The sequence below is a fragment of the Legionella bozemanae genome (genome assembly GCF_900450575.1).
GTDB lineage: Bacteria > Pseudomonadota > Gammaproteobacteria > Legionellales > Legionellaceae > Legionella > Legionella bozemanae.
Genome location: NZ_UGGY01000001.1, coordinates 136,357 through 153,107 on the forward strand (window position 1 = coordinate 136,357; position 16,751 = coordinate 153,107).

The window sequence follows — 16,751 nt, forward strand, 5'->3', positions numbered from 1 at the left end:
CATATGATCTGTAAATTGGGACTGAATCATCAAATTCAAGGCTGTTATTTGTTTGGCCAGTTATCCTGGGTTGCGCTGCGCTGCACCCAGGCTACGCTATGGAACAGCAACCAAGCGTAATAAGGAGTCAATAAAATCATCACTATTGATCCCTTCCGCTTCCGCTTCAAAGCTTAATAAAATTCGATGTCGTAACACATCATGAGCAATTACGTGAATGTCATCTGGAGTGACATAATCTCTCCCACAAAGCCAGGCATGGGCTTTAGAACAACGATCTAAAGCAATTGTGGCACGCGGGCTGGCACCAAAGCGCAACCAACGACCTAACTCTTCACTGTATATACCAGGATTGCGTGTTGCCACTACTAACTGGACCAGATAATTTTCTAATGCATCACTCGTATGAACATTAAGAACTTGCTTGCGTGCTTCAAATAATGTTTTTTGTGATAATTTTTCTGATGTAACCGGTTTAGTGGCCATAGCCGCGCCTAAGGCTTCTTTGCGTGATAAAGCTAAAATATCATGCTCGATTTTAGCATCGGGATAACTGATTTTTACATACATCAAAAATCGGTCTAATTGGGCTTCGGGCAAGGGATAAGTTCCTTCCTGCTCAATGGGGTTTTGCGTTGCCATTACCAAAAATAATTCGGGCAAAGGATAGGTTTTGCCTCCTATAGTAACTTGTCGTTCAGCCATTGCCTCGAGTAAAGCAGATTGTACTTTCGCTGGAGCACGGTTTATTTCATCCGCCAAAAGTAAATGATGGAATATAGGGCCTGGTTGAAATACAAAAGAACCATTTTGTGGATGATATACATCAGTACCTGTTAAATCTCCAGGCAATAAATCAGGGGTAAACTGGACGCGATGAAAATTACCTTCAACTCCATCGGACAGTTCTTTAACCGCCCGTGTTTTTGCTAATCCAGGTGCTCCTTCAACTAATAAATGGCCATCAGCAAGTAAGGCAATGAGTAACCGTGAAATTAATCCACTCTGACCTAAAATTTGCGAATTTAAGTGATGACTTAACTGTAATATTTGATGTTGCACCGCATTTCCAGTCTTATTGTCTTCTACTTGCTCCATAGTTTCTACCTTAATATAAATAACATCGACAGGATTTAAATAAAAAAACTATCCTAGCGTGAATTGCACGCGATGCCAAGTACTACAGATGATTTTTTGTTTAAAAATTAAGCAAAAATGATGTATTCAGGCTTACTGAATCTGAATGGGGCAATTGTAGACGCGAAAAGGTAATGCCAAACTTTCTACCGTGCGACGCAAATGGAGCTTGAATTTTACGAGTTTTGTTTTTATTCTTCGCCGGTTAACAACAAATGCTGCTGTTCTAGATGCAGGACCCTAGATAAATACTTTTGTTGAATACGATAAAGGAAAGAGTTAGTTTTCCAGATAAAAAGAACGAACAGGAAAAATTTTGGAGATTTAGGAAGTGAAAACAGAATTGGAAATAGCATTAGAAGCGGAGCTCGCGCGGGCTAATGCAATAATAGATAGCTTAACTGAGACAATTTCTCAGTACTTATCTGATGGTGAAAACCAACGACGAGCACTTCAAGACCGCTTAAATGGTTTAATGGAAGAGCGAGTGGTCTTGGCTGATCGTGTTTCTGCAGCGGAAGCAAAGTATGCGCAATTACAACAGGACGTAGAAAATAATAGCGTTTTTTATCAAAATATTCTTGCACAACAAGAGGAGCTTGCAAATAGACTTAACGAGTCGCTTAAAGAACCAACATTCAAAAAAACAACCGTGGGAGAGTCGCTTTGTAGAAATGGTCTTTATGCTACTTCAAACAAGGACAAGGAAATGGTTGAAGAAAAGCAGCAACTCAATCAGACGCATCAGCCATAATTTAATGAGGCTTCAGCTGCACCTCTAATCGGTTGCAACAAAAAGGTAAAACCCCAAAAAACAATGATATATGTTGTCATGCGAAGGCGAGCTCATCTTCTCTTTGGGGTTTTAAATTGACACCTGGCTTGCTTTTAATGACAACCTCTACATTATTGCTGATAGTCAGGGTGAAGCTCTAGTGGCATCATCATTTGTAATTTCTGATAGAGAGAAAGAATCTGTTCACAAAAAACATGAAATTGCTGCTGATTTTCCCATAAATCATAATCAGTTCCCTTAAGGAAAACCTGTTGTTTTGCCAGGGTCTTTAATAAAACGATTTCTTGGTGAGAAAATCCTAAATGGCTATTTAACTCAACCAGCTCCATAAGATTTTTATGCTCTTTGACTGGACGGTGTTCATGCAAACAATAAGCTTTCAATGTTAGTTGAAAGGCTTGATACATTAACGAGGTTACTGGGGTTAACACACTGAGTGGATCCGTTTGTCTGTATGTCCAGTCGGTGATTTGCTGTAATAAATAATCAGCAGCATAGGCATGTTGTGTTGCAATATTGAGCATTTCCAAAGGGGATAAATAACGTTTGTCCATAAAGGAGTTTTCCTGTTTGATTCGATTTCTATTCAACCTAGAAAAATCGAGCAGGTTCGGATCTCTTAGCTTGCGTAGTAGAACTCAAACTACTTTTTCTAGATTCAAGTATGTTAAAATTGGCCCTCATTATATCCATGAATTAAATTGATGCACGCTTTTATTAACAGTTCTTTGAAAATAGGTTCTTTAACATTGCCTAATCGGTTAATCCAAGGGCCTTTAGCAGGTTACAGCTGCGCCCCATTTAGAACATTATTTAATCATTATCGGGCGCCTGCATATTGCGTGACTGAAATGAGTTCTGCAACAGATATTCTTCATAAACATGCTGCAAACTCACGTTATATTTATCGAGCACCCCAAGAACAAACCCTGGCCTATCAAATAGCAGGTACTGAACCTCATATATTGGCGCAAGCAGCACAGCAATTGCAATTCAATGGTGCGGATATTATTGATATAAATTGTGGCTGCCCCAAACCTAAAATACGTAAGAAAGGAGCAGGAAGTGCTTTGCTTGAGGAACCAGAACAGTTAGTGCGCATCGTTCAAGAAGTACGTGCTGCGATTACTATTCCTTTAACCATAAAAATTCGGATTCAAGGTAATGAAAAGGATTTTCTTTTGGCGGAAAAAATTGAAGATACAGGCGCAGATGCACTGATTGTACATGGTCGACGTTGGATAGATGATTATGATGTTGCATCCGACTTACACCAAATCGCCAAAATCAAACAAAGCGTTTCTATTCCAGTGATTGCCAATGGAGATATTCATGATGTTCGCAGTTTACACCAAGCAATAGAAATAAGCGGTTGTGACGCTTATATGATATCGCGTGCTGGAAGTGGTAAGCCTTGGCTTTATCAGGAGTTACTGCAACAAGAGCGTGTGGTTGTGCGTTTAACCGAAAAAATTAATTTATTTATGAATCACTTACACGAATTGGCAATATTAGAAGATGAATATAAATCGATATTGCAAAGTAAATCTTTAGTCCGATACTATTTTGGTAAATTGCTTGATGCATCATTACTCAATCGTTTTTATCAAGTGGATTCTCTAGATAAAATTCACAGCTTTTTGCACGCGTTACCTCCCGATGTCTAGTCTCGATTATGGAGATTAAAATTTAAAGCAAATCACTATAATCTTGATTATAAACAATGAGATGCTGTAGTCGCTCAGCTGCTTTCTTAGCCCCTTCCTGATCGCCGTTTTTAAAACGAAGTTTGGCCAGATAATTGAGATAAAGCTCTATGTATTCTGGAGGGATAGGATAATGAAGACCGGCTTCTAAAACTTCCTGCGCCGGCTGCAGTTCATTTTGCCCTATTAAAAATTGGACAAAAGTAAGCCGAGCCAAACAATAATGCGGGTTATTTTTTAACGTCTTAAGAAAATATTTTTCGGCTTCCCGGGGCTCATTAAGGATTAAGCTTTGCAACAATGCCATTTGAAAATAAGAATGGGCAAAATAAGGGTTCATGATTATTGTTTGATTAATAGCAGCCACCGCTTTTTCCGTCCAGTAACGACGCAAGTAATCCGATGTTGTTTGTTGAATCAATTGCAGGTAAGCATCTATTTGGAGGCTTTGAATTTCAACAAAATGAAATGACTTTAATGCATGGTTACTGTAATTAACTGCTTTACGAAATTGTTTTGCTTGAAGTGCAGCCTCAGTTTTTCCAATATAGTGTTCTAGGATTAAAAAACGAATGAAGTAGCTGCTTATGAGCAAGAGAAAAACCACTAGGCTACTTTGTAGAATCCAAATGCTTTTGCCAGAAGATAATGAATAAATTCTAATACAGCCTTCTTTTTTAAAGAAATAATAAAGATATCCTAAACAACATCCTATGAGGAGATTCATGGGAAATACATAGAAATTAAAATCAATAAAACTATGACACACTAAAGAACCTAGTGCGGCAAAACAGGCAATACCCTGGATACAGGCGATAGGATTCTTATCTTGGTGCGCTAGGTAACGTCTTAAATAGGCGACGCATGTCACCATAATTCCAAGCAGAATAACAATACCTGGAATGCCTGTTTCAATTAATAATTGTAAAAAGTCATTGTGCGCATATTCGAGATTAGAACCATCACCCGGTAAACTAAACGCGGGGTAGTACTGTTTAAAATTGAAAATGCCTAGGCCATACCAGGGGGTCGCTTGCCATAAGTGCCACGCACCTTCCCAAATAACCAGACGTGATTTCTCATGAGCAAGTAAATCCAACCGATGTTGTATGGCAGGTTGAGCAAACAGATACAATGTAGTTAAAGCCAGAACCAGAATTGCTGATAATTGATAAATATTTTTTCTTTCTATTGCGTGACGACACAAAGCAATTTCTAGTGCAGCAAAGAAAATAAAACAAAGAATCACACCGCGGCTTAACGCAGCGAATAATGCAAATGTTATTATGTAAATACTAATTAAAAGAGCAATGTTTTTTATCGTTTTTTGTACTTTGGATTGGTTTATTGCAATTAATTCAGGATGATTTAGCGTAAAGAATTTCCCCATTAATAATAGGTCAACCATCATGAAAAAGGCGGCGGCAGTATTTTTGCTTGCAAAAAAACCAGCAGGCATTGCATTTTTAACTAAGAGCTGAATTAAAGCATAAATGGCACAAACCAAACCCAATATCCAGAGCACTCTGAGGAAATTATTCCATAACCACTCAGGGAAGCGATTCCCATTAAATAAAACAAAGCCAAATATCCAGGCTGAGCATTGAAAAACGCCGAAAAAAGTGGTATCTGGAACCCAGCCCAGCAGAGGTAAAAGAGTTACCCAGACAAGCCAGATAATCAGCCAAAATGTTAATGTAGTGCATTGAATTAATTTGGAGGGCCAAGCAAAGGAAATAGAGCTTATTAGAGCAACAAGCATAAGGCCGTAGCTGATCAGTAAAATGGAATAATCACTTGTTCCTTTAAACAAAAACGATGCAATCAGAAGAAGGAAAAACAGGATTCCCACTGACTTATGAAGACAAAATGTAATAGCTCACCCCCTGCCTCCCGCTCTGGCGTCCATTCATGAACGCCTGGCACCCCCAGCGAACACGTCGTGGGGGCAGGATATAAATGATTGGAAAAAGGGGCTATTGCACTTATTAAAGTACTTTAACATCCAGAAACCCATTTTCCTTTGATAAAAGGACCATCCAGAGAGAAATCATTCTGAGTTACAATCGTTGCGGGATTAGCGTTTCCTCCCGGAGGCAGGAGAAACATATCAAGATAATGTTGCCACATCCAGCCGGCCATTAAGCTAAATTGTCCGCTGCGGGCATACCATTGATAGCTTACTCCTAGTTTCGCTTCTAATTCGGGAATAATATGGGTTCCTTTGGCTTGCACACTAAAAGGATTAACATTGGGGCCGCTTATGTTTGCTCCAGATAATTTTGCCTTTCTTTCACCAAGGAGTATGGAGGTAGCACTTTGAGCAAATATGGCAAAACCATATTTTAGGTCATGAGACATGTCCAACCCAATGCGAGGACCCGCGCCCTGGAATTTAGTATGAGTTACTGATTTTTGAAAAAGAGTATTGGTGGGTTCGAAATCAGTTACTTCAAACTCATAGTCAGCACGCTTAATCTTGGCGTTGACATATTGTCCTCCACCATAAAAACGAAGATTTGTTTTTTTGCCGAAATGGCTCATTTGTGCCAATTCAAGATTGACAACATCAAGATGCGTATCAAATCTCAAATTAGTAGTCTGACTAATAGCTGGCGTATCTGGGTTTGTATCAAAAAGAGTAACACTACCAGAGTGATTTTCATTGAAGTGTAACCAATTTACATTAAGGTCATTTCCCGTATTAAAATGATAGCCTCCTTCCAGCAAAAAACCCCAATCCCAAGAGGACTTAATGGTACGAAACTTGCCATCAGGTAAAGCCAAGATAGGATTTAGCAGGTCTGAATTAGTGTTTGGCTGTAGATATAAAGCGCTTATACCTATCTCCCAGGCATTGCATGGACAGGGAACGGTTACATTATCGGGATTGCATACTTCTCCCATGGTACCAGCCTGTACCGTATTGATATTCAGGGTAATAAATGTAAGGAGTGCTATTTTTTTCATAAATTGACAACTTATCCTTGTTGTTGGTTTCATCCATTATTAAATAAATGATTTCGTTAATCAATTAGAGGTGCACTATTTGTAGTATTAATTAAGTAAACTTCTTCCCCCATCCACTTTGAGTATTTGACCGGTAATATAAGGATTTTCAGCCAAAGCTAAAATGGCCTGAGCAATGTATTCGGGATCGCCATGTTTTTTTAGTAGTGTTTTCGCAATAATTTTTTCTTGTATTTCTGGAGTTAGAGCATTGGCGTGCTCAGGCCAGATAATGGCGCCTGGAGCAATTGCATTAACCCTGATTTCAGGAGCAAATTCACGTGCTAAGCTTTTTGTTTGCATTTCCAAAGCGGCTTTGCTTTGACAATAAACAGAGTATTCTTTCAGTGGTTTTTCTGCATGGGTGTCGCTAACATTGATAATGACTCCTGAGTGTTTCGCTAATAAAGGACGCGCTGCGAGGCTCAGTAAGAAAGGGGCTTTCACGTGGATATCAAAAAGCTCATTCCAATCCGTTTCAGCAAACGCAGTAAATTCAGTGCGGATAAAAACAGAGGCATTATTCACTAATAAATCCAAACGTCCAGCCCAATCTTGAACTGCAGTCATTATTTCAGCTGCGGCGCACGTTTCAGATAATTCTCTTTGTAGAACAAAGGCGCTGTTTGGTCGTTGCTCGTTTAAATCAGCGGCAAGATTATGGGCTTCTTGCAATGAATGATAGCAATGAATCACGACTTTATATCCTGCTGCATGTAGTTTTTGGACTATAGCTGCGCCGATACGGCGCGCACCACCAGTGACTAAAGCAACTTTCACTTCTTGTTTGTTTGTCGGATTCAAGGTATGTTTCCTATTCTAAAATTATCCTGGAGAAACCGAGCGTAGCCCAGGATTTAGTAACAAAGAATTCCCGGGTTTCGCTGCGCTTCACCCAGGCTACACTTTTTAAGTAATTAATTATGAGTATAATACAAACCCTGCACGCATTATTGACTGAACGCCAGGCCATTCCCTTTGTAGAATTCATGCAACTTGCATTGTACGCTCCTGGTGAAGGATATTACAGTTCTGGGCTGCAAAAACTAGGGAAACACGGTGATTTTATTACCGCTCCAGAACTCACTCCTTTATTTGGCAAAACGCTTGCGAATCAGTGTCAGCAAGTATTAAAAGAGCTTGAGTCTCCCGTGTTATTCGAATTTGGTGCAGGCTCAGGCGCTCTTTGTGTTGCTCTCTTAGAACATCTAGCAGAACATAATTCTTTGCCAGAGGCCTATTATATTTTGGAAGTCAGCGCTAATTTATACCATCGTCAACGCGAACTGATTGCACAAAAAATCCCTCATTTAGCGCACTTGGTTACCTGGCTTGATCGTTGGCCGGAAACTCCTTTTAATGGAGTGGTTCTAGCAAATGAGGTGTTGGATGCCATGCCTGTACACCGTTTTATGAAAACAGAACAAGGCATTATGGAAAGTTATATCGCTTTGAATGAACAACAACAATTAACAGAACTATTTAAACCATGTCATAATCAGCAATTGCTCGATTATATTAATAACAGATTATCGTTGCCTAATACTCCTTATCTTTCTGAGGTGAATCTTTTTATTGATGATTGGATCATGAATAACTATCGCATGTTAAAACAAGGCGTAGTGTTTTTGATTGATTATGGATTCCCTCGCCATGAGTATTATCACCCTGATCGTAATCAAGGGACTTTAATGTGTCATTATCAACATCAAAGTCATCCAGATCCTTTATTGCATCCTGGGGAGCAAGACATAACTGCGCATGTGGATTTTACGCATGTTGCAGAAGCAGGACAGCAAGCTGGTTTTCATATTGCGGGATTTACAAATCAAGCCTCTTTTTTGCTGGCTAACGGTTTGCTAAGCTTAATCAATATCTTGGATAGTGAGTTGGACCAAGTACAAGCAAAACAAGCGATAAAACAGCTTACCCTCCCGAGTGAAATGGGGGAGTTATTTAAAGTAATCGCGCTGAGTAAGAATGTGGAAATTTCCTTAAACGGATTTCTATTAAATGATAAACGAGTGAGTTTATGAACAGAAAAAAATACCTGACCACAGTGGAATTACAAAAAGAGTCCATGAAATTTTCTGCTGGCCACACTACTATTTTCTCTGCAACAGAAAGAGAGCCATTACATGGGCATATGTATGGGGTTTATTTGGCACTCACTACTTGGGTTGAAGAAAATGGGATGACGTTTGATTATCGTTATTATAAAGAACGTATTCATAAATTATGCCGTTATTTAAATCAAACATTCCTGATGCCGCAATTTTCCCCTTTTCTGGAATATGCTGAGGATGAGGAATATTATTATTTTACCTTTAACCACAAAAAAATTCCCTTTTTAAAAGAAGACGTGACTTTATTGCCAGTAACCAATATTACCGTTGAAGAATTATCGCGTTGGTTTGTGCATGAGCTCATTAAAGATAAAGCAGAATTGGATCGGCATCGCATTGATACGGTTTTGGTGAAGGTTTTTTCTGCTCCAGGTCAATCAGCCAGTCATCAATGGCAAAGAGCGAATGAATAAAAACGATCACGCTCATCCTATGGGGCGCTCCCTTTTGCCACTTTCTACCGATACATCCTTGGAAAAGATTCGGGAAGGTGGGAACACAGCACCGGAAAATGAGCAAAATGGAAAGACCGTTTACCACGTCTGTATCCCCCATACACACCGTGATTTTTTTGATTATGCAGCAGCAGAAGAAGTTACCCCTTGCATCGGTGCGCGTGTTTGGGTTCCATTTCGTAAACAAACACGCTTGGGTTTAGTCATTGGTAAAAGCGAACCCTCATATAATGCTGCATCATTAAAAAGCATTGATGCAATCATTGATGAGCAACCATTAATTACCCCAGAGACTTTAACTTTATGTTCGTGGATCGCGAGTTACTATCAATCGCCTTTGTCTGAAGTATTGCCGCTCGCCTTACCTAAAAAATATCGATTGGGACAGCTTTGCCAATTACCTATGGGCGATTTTTATCAATTAGCATTGCCTCTCGATGAGGCCAAAAAGCTTATTCCTGCTCGTGCACGAAAACAACTTGAACTGGTCGAATTCTTGAGTACTCAAAAAGAACCGGTTGCCAAACATTGTTTGACGGGAAAAGGATTTAATTCAAGCCAACTCTGCACTCTGCTTGCCGCACAAATTCTTTCTTTATCCCAGCAAATGATACTGCCAGAAAAAGCAAATACTTCACCATCGCTTCCATTAATGCTGAATCCTGAGCAAGCTGTGGCTGTGGCTGCAATTACAGAGGCGCTGCATCAATATCAGTGCTTTTTATTGCAGGGGGTTACAGGAAGTGGAAAAACAGAAGTCTATTTGCACGTTATTGCTAAGGTGCTCGAACAACAAAAACAAGTTTTGATTCTAGTGCCTGAGATAGGATTAACCCCGCAGTTAGTATCACGATTTACCGCACGTTTTAAACATCCCATCGCGGTGATTCATTCCGGCTTAAATGAATCAGAAAGACAAGTCGCTTGGCAACTGGCAAAAGAAGGCAAGGTTAAAATGGTGATAGGAACCCGGGCTGCAATTTTTACTCCTATGCCTGACTTAGGGTTAATTGTAATTGATGAAGAGCATGATTCGTCATTAAAGCAAATGGAGGGGGTGCGTTACTCAGCGCGGGATAGCGCGTTAATGCGTGCCCATTTAGCGAATATACCCATTATTCTGGGCTCAGCAACCCCTAGCTTGGAAAGCATGTACAACGTCATGCAAAAAAAATATACGGTGTTGCATTTAACTCATAAAGCACTCTCGACAACTCCTTTGCACTATCAATTAGTTGATTTACGTTCACAATCACTTCAACATGGTTTGGCTACTACTACCCTACACGTAATTAAAGAACATTTGCTCAAAAAGAATCAGGTTTTAGTTTTCATTAATCGCCGTGGTTTTTCTCCTGTTCTGTTATGCCACCAATGCGGTTGGATGGCTGATTGCCGCGCTTGCGACAGCCATCTGACGCTCCATAAACAGTTAGGACAAATGATTTGTCATCATTGCGGGTTGACCCAAAAAACTCCTGATCGGTGCTCCAGCTGTAACAGCAGGGAATTGATACCTGTGGGAGCAGGGACACAACGCATCCATGAGTTTTTAAGTGCATACTTCCCAGATACGGAAGTCGTGCGCATCGATCGCGATGCCGTGCGCAAAAAAAATGCTTTAGATGAACATTTGGAGCAAATCCATAAGGGCAAGGCGCAGTTAATCGTCGGCACACAAATGTTAGCGAAAGGACACCATTTCCCTCGTCTTTCTTTGGTTGTTGTTCTGGATGCAGATGCTGGGCTTTATAATCAGGATTTTCGCGCCCTAGAACATTTAGGACAATTATTAATGCAAGTTTCAGGGCGGGCAGGACGGGCAGAGCAAGCAGGTCAGGTTTTGATTCAAACCCACGTGCCTGATCATCCGCTACTGAATTTATTGATTCAGCAAGGATATAATGAATTCGCCGATGCTTTATTAACTACTCGCCAAAAAGCCCAACTGCCCCCTTTTCACTATCTGGCTGTAATTAGGGCACAAGGGAAAGCAGTAGGGAGTGTATTAAGGTTTTTACATGCAGCCAAGGAGCAAATCGTAACACATTCCATTACAGCAATGGGGCCAGCGCCTGCTCCTATGCCTCGGAAAGCCAATCAGTATCGCATGCAGTTGTTACTTAAGTCTCCCTCAAGAAAAACTCTTAAAAGCTCGTTAACACAATTGCGTGAATGGCTGGCAGGAAATAAATTAGGGAATGGGGTGCGTTGGAATATTGATGTAGATCCTATGGATTTATCATAACCCTAGAAAAGCAGTTAAAACGTTCAGTTTTAATGTGCTCGCTACGGTTACTGCTGCTTTTTCTAGGATAATGGAGAGATAGAGAAAATGACTGACTCAAAGGTTGAAGTACATAAAAAAGTTTTTCCCATTGCCTGGGGTGATATGGATGCACTGGGACATGTGAATAATGCCCGCTATTTTGATTATTTTCAGGAAGCACGTATTGACTGGCTAAGAGAGATTAATATTAGAATGACTGGAAAAACGGGTCCAGTAGTGATTCATGTTGCGTGTACCTTTTTAAAACCGGTAGTTTATCCTGCAACAGTGACTTTACATTCCAAAATACACAGCCTTGGAAATTCCAGCATGATGATGGATCATGATCTATATCAGGACGAAATCCTGATGGCACAAGGCAGTTGTAAAATTGTTTGGGTAGATTATACCCAAAATAAATCCGTGCCTTTACCTGATGAGATCCGCAAACTTTTTAATGCAGAATTGTAGTCTGGGGGAAGCGCAGCGAAACCTGGGAATTTCTGAAATTCGGTTATACCCCGGGTTTCGCTGCGCTTCACCCAGGCTACAAGGGTATTTTTAAACAGCAATTGGGGCTTTGATTGCCGGATGCGATTGATAATTTAAGAATTCAAAATCATCATAAACATATTCAAATAACGATTGCGGTTTTCGTTTGATATTTAAGGTAGCTAAGGGCAGGGGCTCTCTGGCTAATTGTGTGCGTGCCTGTTCTAAATGGTTTAGATACAAATGGCAGTCTCCGCCAGTCCAGATAAAATCACCTACATTGAGATTGCATTGCTGAGCAACCATGTGGGTAAGCAGTGAATACGATGCAATATTGAAAGGTACGCCCAAAAATACATCAGCAGAGCGTTGATACAACTGACAAGAAAGCGTTTTATTGGCGACATAAAATTGGAATAAGGCATGGCAGGGCATTAACGCCATTTGATCCAGTTCGCCAACATTCCAAGCGCTGACCAGTAGGCGGCGGGAGTCAGGATTGGTTTTAATTTGTTGGATGACGTCACTGAGTTGATCAATGGTGCGGCCATCAACTGTTGGCCAACTTCGCCATTGTTTGCCATAAATCGGCCCCAAATCACCATGACTATCAGCCCATTCATCCCATATGGTAACTCCGTTTTCATTTAAATAGGTGATATTGGTATCCCCTTGCAAAAACCAGAGTAATTCATGCACGATACTGCGCATATGTAATTTTTTGGTCGTAACTAAAGGAAACCCTTGGCGTAAATCAAAGCGCATTTGATAACCAAAAACCGATAAGGTCCCTGTGCCTGTTCGGTCTGTTTTTTGGGCGCCGTGTTGTAAAATATGTTCTAACAAGTTTAAATAAGTTTTCATCGTTTAGCCCACCATAACCAAAATCCCAGCAAGAGCATGGGAATAGATAAAATTTGTCCCATAGTCAACCATCCGAAGGCAATATAGCCCAATTGCGGATCCGGTTGTCGGAAGAACTCAGCAATAATACGACACACTGCATACCCCATTAAAAAAACAGCGGATATCCGACCAACCGGACGAGGTTTGTGTGCATAAATCCAAACAAGAAGAAACAACCCAATTCCTTCCAGACCAAACTCATAAAGCTCTGAAGGATGACGAGGTTGATTGTCTACGTGGCCATAGACCATCCCCCAAGGCATGTCAGTAACCCGTCCCCATAGCTCACCGTTAATAAAGTTACCGATACGTCCAGCACCTAAGCCTATGGGCACCAGCGGCGCAATAAAATCTCCTATTTCCAAAAACGATTTTTTACTTTTGAGAGAAAAAAGCCACAGTGCAAGAGCGACACCAAGTAAGCCGCCATGAAAAGACATGCCGCCTTGCCAGATTTTAAATAAGGACAAGGGATCATGAAGTAACTCAGGGAAATTATAAAAAAGCATATAGCCAACGCGGCCGCCAATAATGACGCCGAGGGCTGCATAAAAGATTAAATCACTGATTTGTTCCGAGGTCCAATCCAATTGGTAGTGCTTTGCGCGCCAATGACCAAGTAGCCAACCACTTACAAAACCAATCAGATACATTAATCCGTACCAATGAACTTGTAATGGACCTATTGAAAATGCAACAGGATTTATATAAGGAAAGGTGAGCATATCTTTATTAAGTTCCTTTTTTATCTACATGTACGCTTCCATAATTTAAGGGATCGTAATCATCGATAGAACGTAGCCTGGGTGCAACGCAGCGGAACCCGGGACTAACTGAGCTCAAAACTCCCGGGTTTCGCTGCGTTGCACCCAGGCTACAATTTTCAATCAGTCTTCTATTCATAGAGACTTTCCAGCCCTAATGAGACTACCCAATCCTTCTTCCTCTAGAGCTTTTTGTAAATGAAAACGTATTTGGGCGGGGTGTTCAAATTCCAGAACCTCGGCAAGAATTTTGCGGGCAGTCGCAATAGAGAAATTACGAATAACCCATTTTACTCGCGGTAAACTCGAAGAGTTCATGCTTAAGGTATCAAAGCCCATGGCAATTAACAAAATAACAGCTAAAGGATCACTGGCCATTTCGCCACAAATACTCACTTCTACTCCTGCTGCATGGCCTCCTTCAACTACTTTTAGTAAAACACGCAACATGGCAGGATGCATGGCGTCGTAAAGACCCGCAACGCGTGCGTTATTCCTATCTACGGCCAGAAAATATTGGGTCAGGTCATTGCTGCCTACAGAGATAAAATCAACACGTTTGGCGATTTCACGTGCTAAATAAGCTGCTGCGGGCACTTCGATCATAACCCCTAACTTTGGTTTTTCAATGGCACAACCTTCTTCTAGTAATTCAGTGAATGCTTGATCAATAAGGTAGGAAGCTTCCTCGACTTCACTTAAATTGGTGACCATAGGCAACATAATTCGCAAATTATTCAATTCTTCGCTTGCACGCATCATCGCACGGATTTGCATCAGGAATACATCGGGATGATCCAGTGTGACACGAATTCCTCGCCATCCCAAATAGGGGTTATCTTCTGCAACAGGAAAATAGGGCAGTACCTTATCACCACCAATATCAAGGGTTCGCATAGTCACAGGGTGTGGGGCAAAGGCTTTCAGTGTTTGTCGATAAATAATCGTTTGTTCATCTTCTGAAGGAAAATGATCACGACTCATAAAAGGGACTTCTGAGCGGTATAAGCCAACACCTTCTGCACCGACACTCATGGATAAGCCTGCATCCATAGCTAAACCGGTGTTCACTTGTAAAGAAACCTTATAGTTGTCAACAGTTTCTGCAGGTTTATCCCGTAAACTAACCAGACTCTGGTTCAATGCCTGCTCTTCTTGCTCCAGAAGCTTGAATTCTGCAAGTACTGATTTTGATGGGGAAATATAAACTTGTCCATAATACCCATCAACAATAATGGCGCGGCGGGAAATCAAATCTAATTTTAAACCACGAACGCCCATAACTGTAGGCACACCCAACGCACGTGCTAAAATGGCAACATGCGAGTTATTGGAACCTTTGGCTGATATAACTCCAGCCAGGCATCCTTCAGGAACTTCTGCTAATGCTGCAGCGGTTACTTCTTCTCCAACTAAAACTGTTCTTTTGGGATAAACAATTTCTTCTTGTTGTGACCATTGTAACGCTGCTAAAACACGGCGTCCCAAATCACGAAAATCACTGGCTCGTTCCCGGAGGTATGAATCCTCCATACTTTCAAACTGAGCGATGTGTTTTTTAATAACCGCTGCTAAAGCAGCTTGCGCTCCAATTTTTTCTTTACGAATTACCCGCTCTACTTCAGTACCCAAACTGTCTTTATCAAGAATGCGTAAATACACATCAAATAGCGCATGCTCTTCTTCTGCAACAACGGATTTCATGCGTCTACTTAAACGGTGCATGTCATCTCTAGTGGATTCCAGAGCTTCATAAAATGCATTAATTTCCTCATCCAAAGTCTCTACAGGATTTTGTGGAACTGCATCAATATCTGCCTGAGGATATACAACCACAGCGGTACCTATTCCAATACCTGGAACAGAGCCTATTCCTGCCAGGGCGGTGGTACCAGCTTCAACTTTTTTGGTAACACCCATAGGTTTGGGTTGGGTTAGTTCAGCCAGCTCTCCTGTTGCTTCAGCATGAGCGATAATTCCGCCAAGTTGGGCGGCTAAGGTAATTAAAAAAGATTCTTCTGTATCATCGAAGTAACGTTGTTCTGTTTGCTGAACAATGAGAACGCCATAGATCTTTCGATGTTGAATAATAGGGACACCTAAAAATGCTTTAAAACGTTCTTCTCCCAATAAGGGATTATGATAAAAATCGGGATGGGCGGGAGCATCTTCTAGATTAATAGGTTCTTCGCGTCGGCCGACAAGACCTACTAGACCACTATCAAAGGAAATACGAACTCGGAATTGTGCTTGCTTGTTTAAACCTTCGGTTGCAATAAGAACATATTCAGCATGTTTGGTATCGATGAGGTAAACGGAAGCGGCCTCTGCATTAATGGCTTTATTAATTTGGTGCACCAGAATGCCAAGTGCTTCTGAGAGCTGCTTGGCTGCAGTGACTTCTTGAACTATCCGTTTAAGTACTTTGAGCATCTACGCTTATATTACCTCTTTTTTCGTTTAATGCCGTAAGGTGTACGACGATTTTTTTTCAACATAGGTTCCAGTTCTTTTAACGCTTGCATATAAACTTGACGTTTAAAAAAGATCACCTGTCCTTCTGGCTCATGAAAATCAACCCAACGCCAGCTATCAAATTCTGGAGAGTCACTTAGATCCAGTTTAACTTTTTGCTCACTGGTAATGAGCTTTAATAAAAACCATTTTTGTTTTTGTCCTATTACTAAAGGTTCACTGCCATGACGCAGATATTGTTTAGGGAGTCTGTATTTAAGCCAGCGCTTGGTAGAACCAATAACTTCTACATCTTCCTTATTCAATCCTACTTCTTCATGCAATTCCCGAAACATTGCTTCTAATGATGTTTCACCAGCAGCCAATCCGCCTTGCGGAAATTGCCAAGCATCATGACCAGTTCTTCTACCCCAAAAAACTCTGTTTTGTGAGTTGACTAGGACAATACCTACATTCAACCGATAACCGGCACGATCAATTACCATGATGTCACTGTTTAGATTAAACTTCTAATAGCCTGATTTTTCCATAAACAGCGAGACCTTGGCAATTAAATCTGTAATTATTATTGAAAAAAGATAACTACTCAATAAAAACTGACTTATCTTCTTTTTCT

Annotated in this window: 15 protein-coding genes; 6 read left to right on the forward strand and 9 right to left on the reverse strand. The window is 40.8% G+C overall.

Annotated features, from left to right (window positions below):
* Nucleotides 1-96: 96 nt before the first annotated feature.
* Complete coding sequence (locus DY223_RS00665) at nt 97-1,098, reverse strand: AAA family ATPase (protein WP_058458293.1); 1,002 nt, start codon at nt 1,096-1,098, stop codon at nt 97-99.
* A gap of 370 nt (nt 1,099-1,468) precedes the next feature.
* On the opposite strand from DY223_RS00665, the gene DY223_RS00670 reads away from it, so the two are divergent.
* Nucleotides 1,469-1,891 carry a hypothetical protein gene (locus tag DY223_RS00670; protein WP_058458294.1) on the forward strand — a complete coding sequence of 141 codons (423 nt, stop codon included), beginning with the start codon at nt 1,469-1,471 and terminating at the stop codon, nt 1,889-1,891.
* 152 nt (nt 1,892-2,043) lie between these two features.
* Here the strand turns inward: DY223_RS00670 and DY223_RS00675 are convergent, their stop codons facing one another.
* Nucleotides 2,044-2,487: a hypothetical protein gene (locus tag DY223_RS00675; RefSeq protein ID WP_058458295.1), complete on the reverse strand. Its 444-nt coding sequence runs from the start codon at nt 2,485-2,487 to the stop codon at nt 2,044-2,046.
* 150 nt (nt 2,488-2,637) lie between these two features.
* On the opposite strand from DY223_RS00675, the gene DY223_RS00680 reads away from it, so the two are divergent.
* Nucleotides 2,638-3,600, forward strand: a complete 963-nt coding sequence (locus tag DY223_RS00680) for a tRNA dihydrouridine synthase (protein ID WP_058458296.1) — start codon at nt 2,638-2,640, stop codon at nt 3,598-3,600.
* Between the two features lie 22 nt (nt 3,601-3,622).
* Here DY223_RS00680 and DY223_RS00685 read toward each other — a convergent pair whose 3' ends face one another.
* From DY223_RS00685 to DY223_RS00695, 3 genes are all read right to left on the reverse strand, one after another.
* Complete coding sequence (locus DY223_RS00685; RefSeq protein ID WP_235810465.1) at nt 3,623-5,452, reverse strand: O-antigen ligase family protein; 1,830 nt, start codon at nt 5,450-5,452, stop codon at nt 3,623-3,625.
* 185 nt (nt 5,453-5,637) lie between these two features.
* Nucleotides 5,638-6,609 (reverse strand): Lpg1974 family pore-forming outer membrane protein, encoded by a 972-nt coding sequence (locus DY223_RS00690; RefSeq protein WP_058458297.1) that lies wholly within the window; start codon nt 6,607-6,609, stop codon nt 5,638-5,640.
* An 87-nt stretch (nt 6,610-6,696) separates the two neighbouring features.
* The gene (locus DY223_RS00695; RefSeq protein WP_058458298.1) at nt 6,697-7,452 is read right to left on the reverse strand and encodes a pteridine reductase; all 756 of its coding nucleotides are present in this window, start codon (nt 7,450-7,452) and stop codon (nt 6,697-6,699) included.
* A gap of 119 nt (nt 7,453-7,571) precedes the next feature.
* On the opposite strand from DY223_RS00695, the gene DY223_RS00700 reads away from it, so the two are divergent.
* From DY223_RS00700 to DY223_RS00715, 4 genes are all read left to right on the forward strand, one after another.
* The gene (locus DY223_RS00700; RefSeq protein WP_058458299.1) at nt 7,572-8,684 is read left to right on the forward strand and encodes a class I SAM-dependent methyltransferase; all 1,113 of its coding nucleotides are present in this window, start codon (nt 7,572-7,574) and stop codon (nt 8,682-8,684) included.
* Nucleotides 8,681-9,187, forward strand: a complete 507-nt coding sequence (locus DY223_RS00705) for a 6-pyruvoyl trahydropterin synthase family protein (RefSeq protein WP_058458300.1) — start codon at nt 8,681-8,683, stop codon at nt 9,185-9,187. Before DY223_RS00700 ends, DY223_RS00705 begins: the two co-directional genes overlap by 4 nt.
* Nucleotides 9,180-11,477, forward strand: coding sequence for a primosomal protein N' (locus DY223_RS00710; protein WP_058458301.1), 2,298 nt, complete (start codon nt 9,180-9,182; stop codon nt 11,475-11,477). The genes DY223_RS00705 and DY223_RS00710 overlap by 8 nt, the downstream gene beginning before the upstream one ends.
* Nucleotides 11,478-11,564: 87 nt before the next feature.
* On the forward strand, nt 11,565-11,969 hold the full coding sequence (locus DY223_RS00715; RefSeq protein WP_058458302.1) for an acyl-CoA thioesterase: 405 nt from the start codon (nt 11,565-11,567) through the stop codon (nt 11,967-11,969).
* A 90-nt stretch (nt 11,970-12,059) separates the two neighbouring features.
* Here DY223_RS00715 and thyA read toward each other — a convergent pair whose 3' ends face one another.
* The 4 genes from thyA to DY223_RS00735 form a co-directional block, all read right to left on the reverse strand.
* Complete coding sequence (thyA, locus tag DY223_RS00720) at nt 12,060-12,854, reverse strand: thymidylate synthase (RefSeq protein WP_058458303.1); 795 nt, start codon at nt 12,852-12,854, stop codon at nt 12,060-12,062.
* On the reverse strand, nt 12,851-13,621 hold the full coding sequence (lgt, locus tag DY223_RS00725; protein WP_058458304.1) for a prolipoprotein diacylglyceryl transferase: 771 nt from the start codon (nt 13,619-13,621) through the stop codon (nt 12,851-12,853). Before lgt ends, thyA begins: the two co-directional genes overlap by 4 nt.
* Before the next feature lie 174 nt (nt 13,622-13,795).
* Nucleotides 13,796-16,093, reverse strand: coding sequence for a phosphoenolpyruvate--protein phosphotransferase (gene ptsP, locus DY223_RS00730; protein WP_058458305.1), 2,298 nt, complete (start codon nt 16,091-16,093; stop codon nt 13,796-13,798).
* Between the two features lie 11 nt (nt 16,094-16,104).
* A complete protein-coding gene (locus tag DY223_RS00735) occupies nt 16,105-16,620 on the reverse strand; it encodes an RNA pyrophosphohydrolase (RefSeq protein WP_058458306.1) in 516 nt (171 codons plus the stop codon).
* Nucleotides 16,621-16,751: the final 131 nt, after the last annotated feature.

Coding starts and splice junctions, on each gene's coding strand:
- thyA (WP_058458303.1), bottom strand. CDS start 12,854: ATGAAAACTTATTTAAACTTGTTAGAACATATTTTACAACACGGCGCC.
- ptsP (WP_058458305.1), bottom strand. CDS start 16,093: ATGCTCAAAGTACTTAAACGGATAGTTCAAGAAGTCACTGCAGCCAAG.
- DY223_RS00700 (WP_058458299.1), top strand. CDS start 7,572: ATGAGTATAATACAAACCCTGCACGCATTATTGACTGAACGCCAGGCC.
- DY223_RS00735 (WP_058458306.1), bottom strand. CDS start 16,620: ATGGTAATTGATCGTGCCGGTTATCGGTTGAATGTAGGTATTGTCCTA.
- lgt (WP_058458304.1), bottom strand. CDS start 13,621: ATGCTCACCTTTCCTTATATAAATCCTGTTGCATTTTCAATAGGTCCA.
- DY223_RS00715 (WP_058458302.1), top strand. CDS start 11,565: ATGACTGACTCAAAGGTTGAAGTACATAAAAAAGTTTTTCCCATTGCC.
- DY223_RS00680 (WP_058458296.1), top strand. CDS start 2,638: ATGCACGCTTTTATTAACAGTTCTTTGAAAATAGGTTCTTTAACATTG.
- DY223_RS00710 (WP_058458301.1), top strand. CDS start 9,180: ATGAATAAAAACGATCACGCTCATCCTATGGGGCGCTCCCTTTTGCCA.
- DY223_RS00675 (WP_058458295.1), bottom strand. CDS start 2,487: ATGGACAAACGTTATTTATCCCCTTTGGAAATGCTCAATATTGCAACA.
- DY223_RS00665 (WP_058458293.1), bottom strand. CDS start 1,098: ATGGAGCAAGTAGAAGACAATAAGACTGGAAATGCGGTGCAACATCAA.
- DY223_RS00690 (WP_058458297.1), bottom strand. CDS start 6,609: ATGAAAAAAATAGCACTCCTTACATTTATTACCCTGAATATCAATACG.
- DY223_RS00705 (WP_058458300.1), top strand. CDS start 8,681: ATGAACAGAAAAAAATACCTGACCACAGTGGAATTACAAAAAGAGTCC.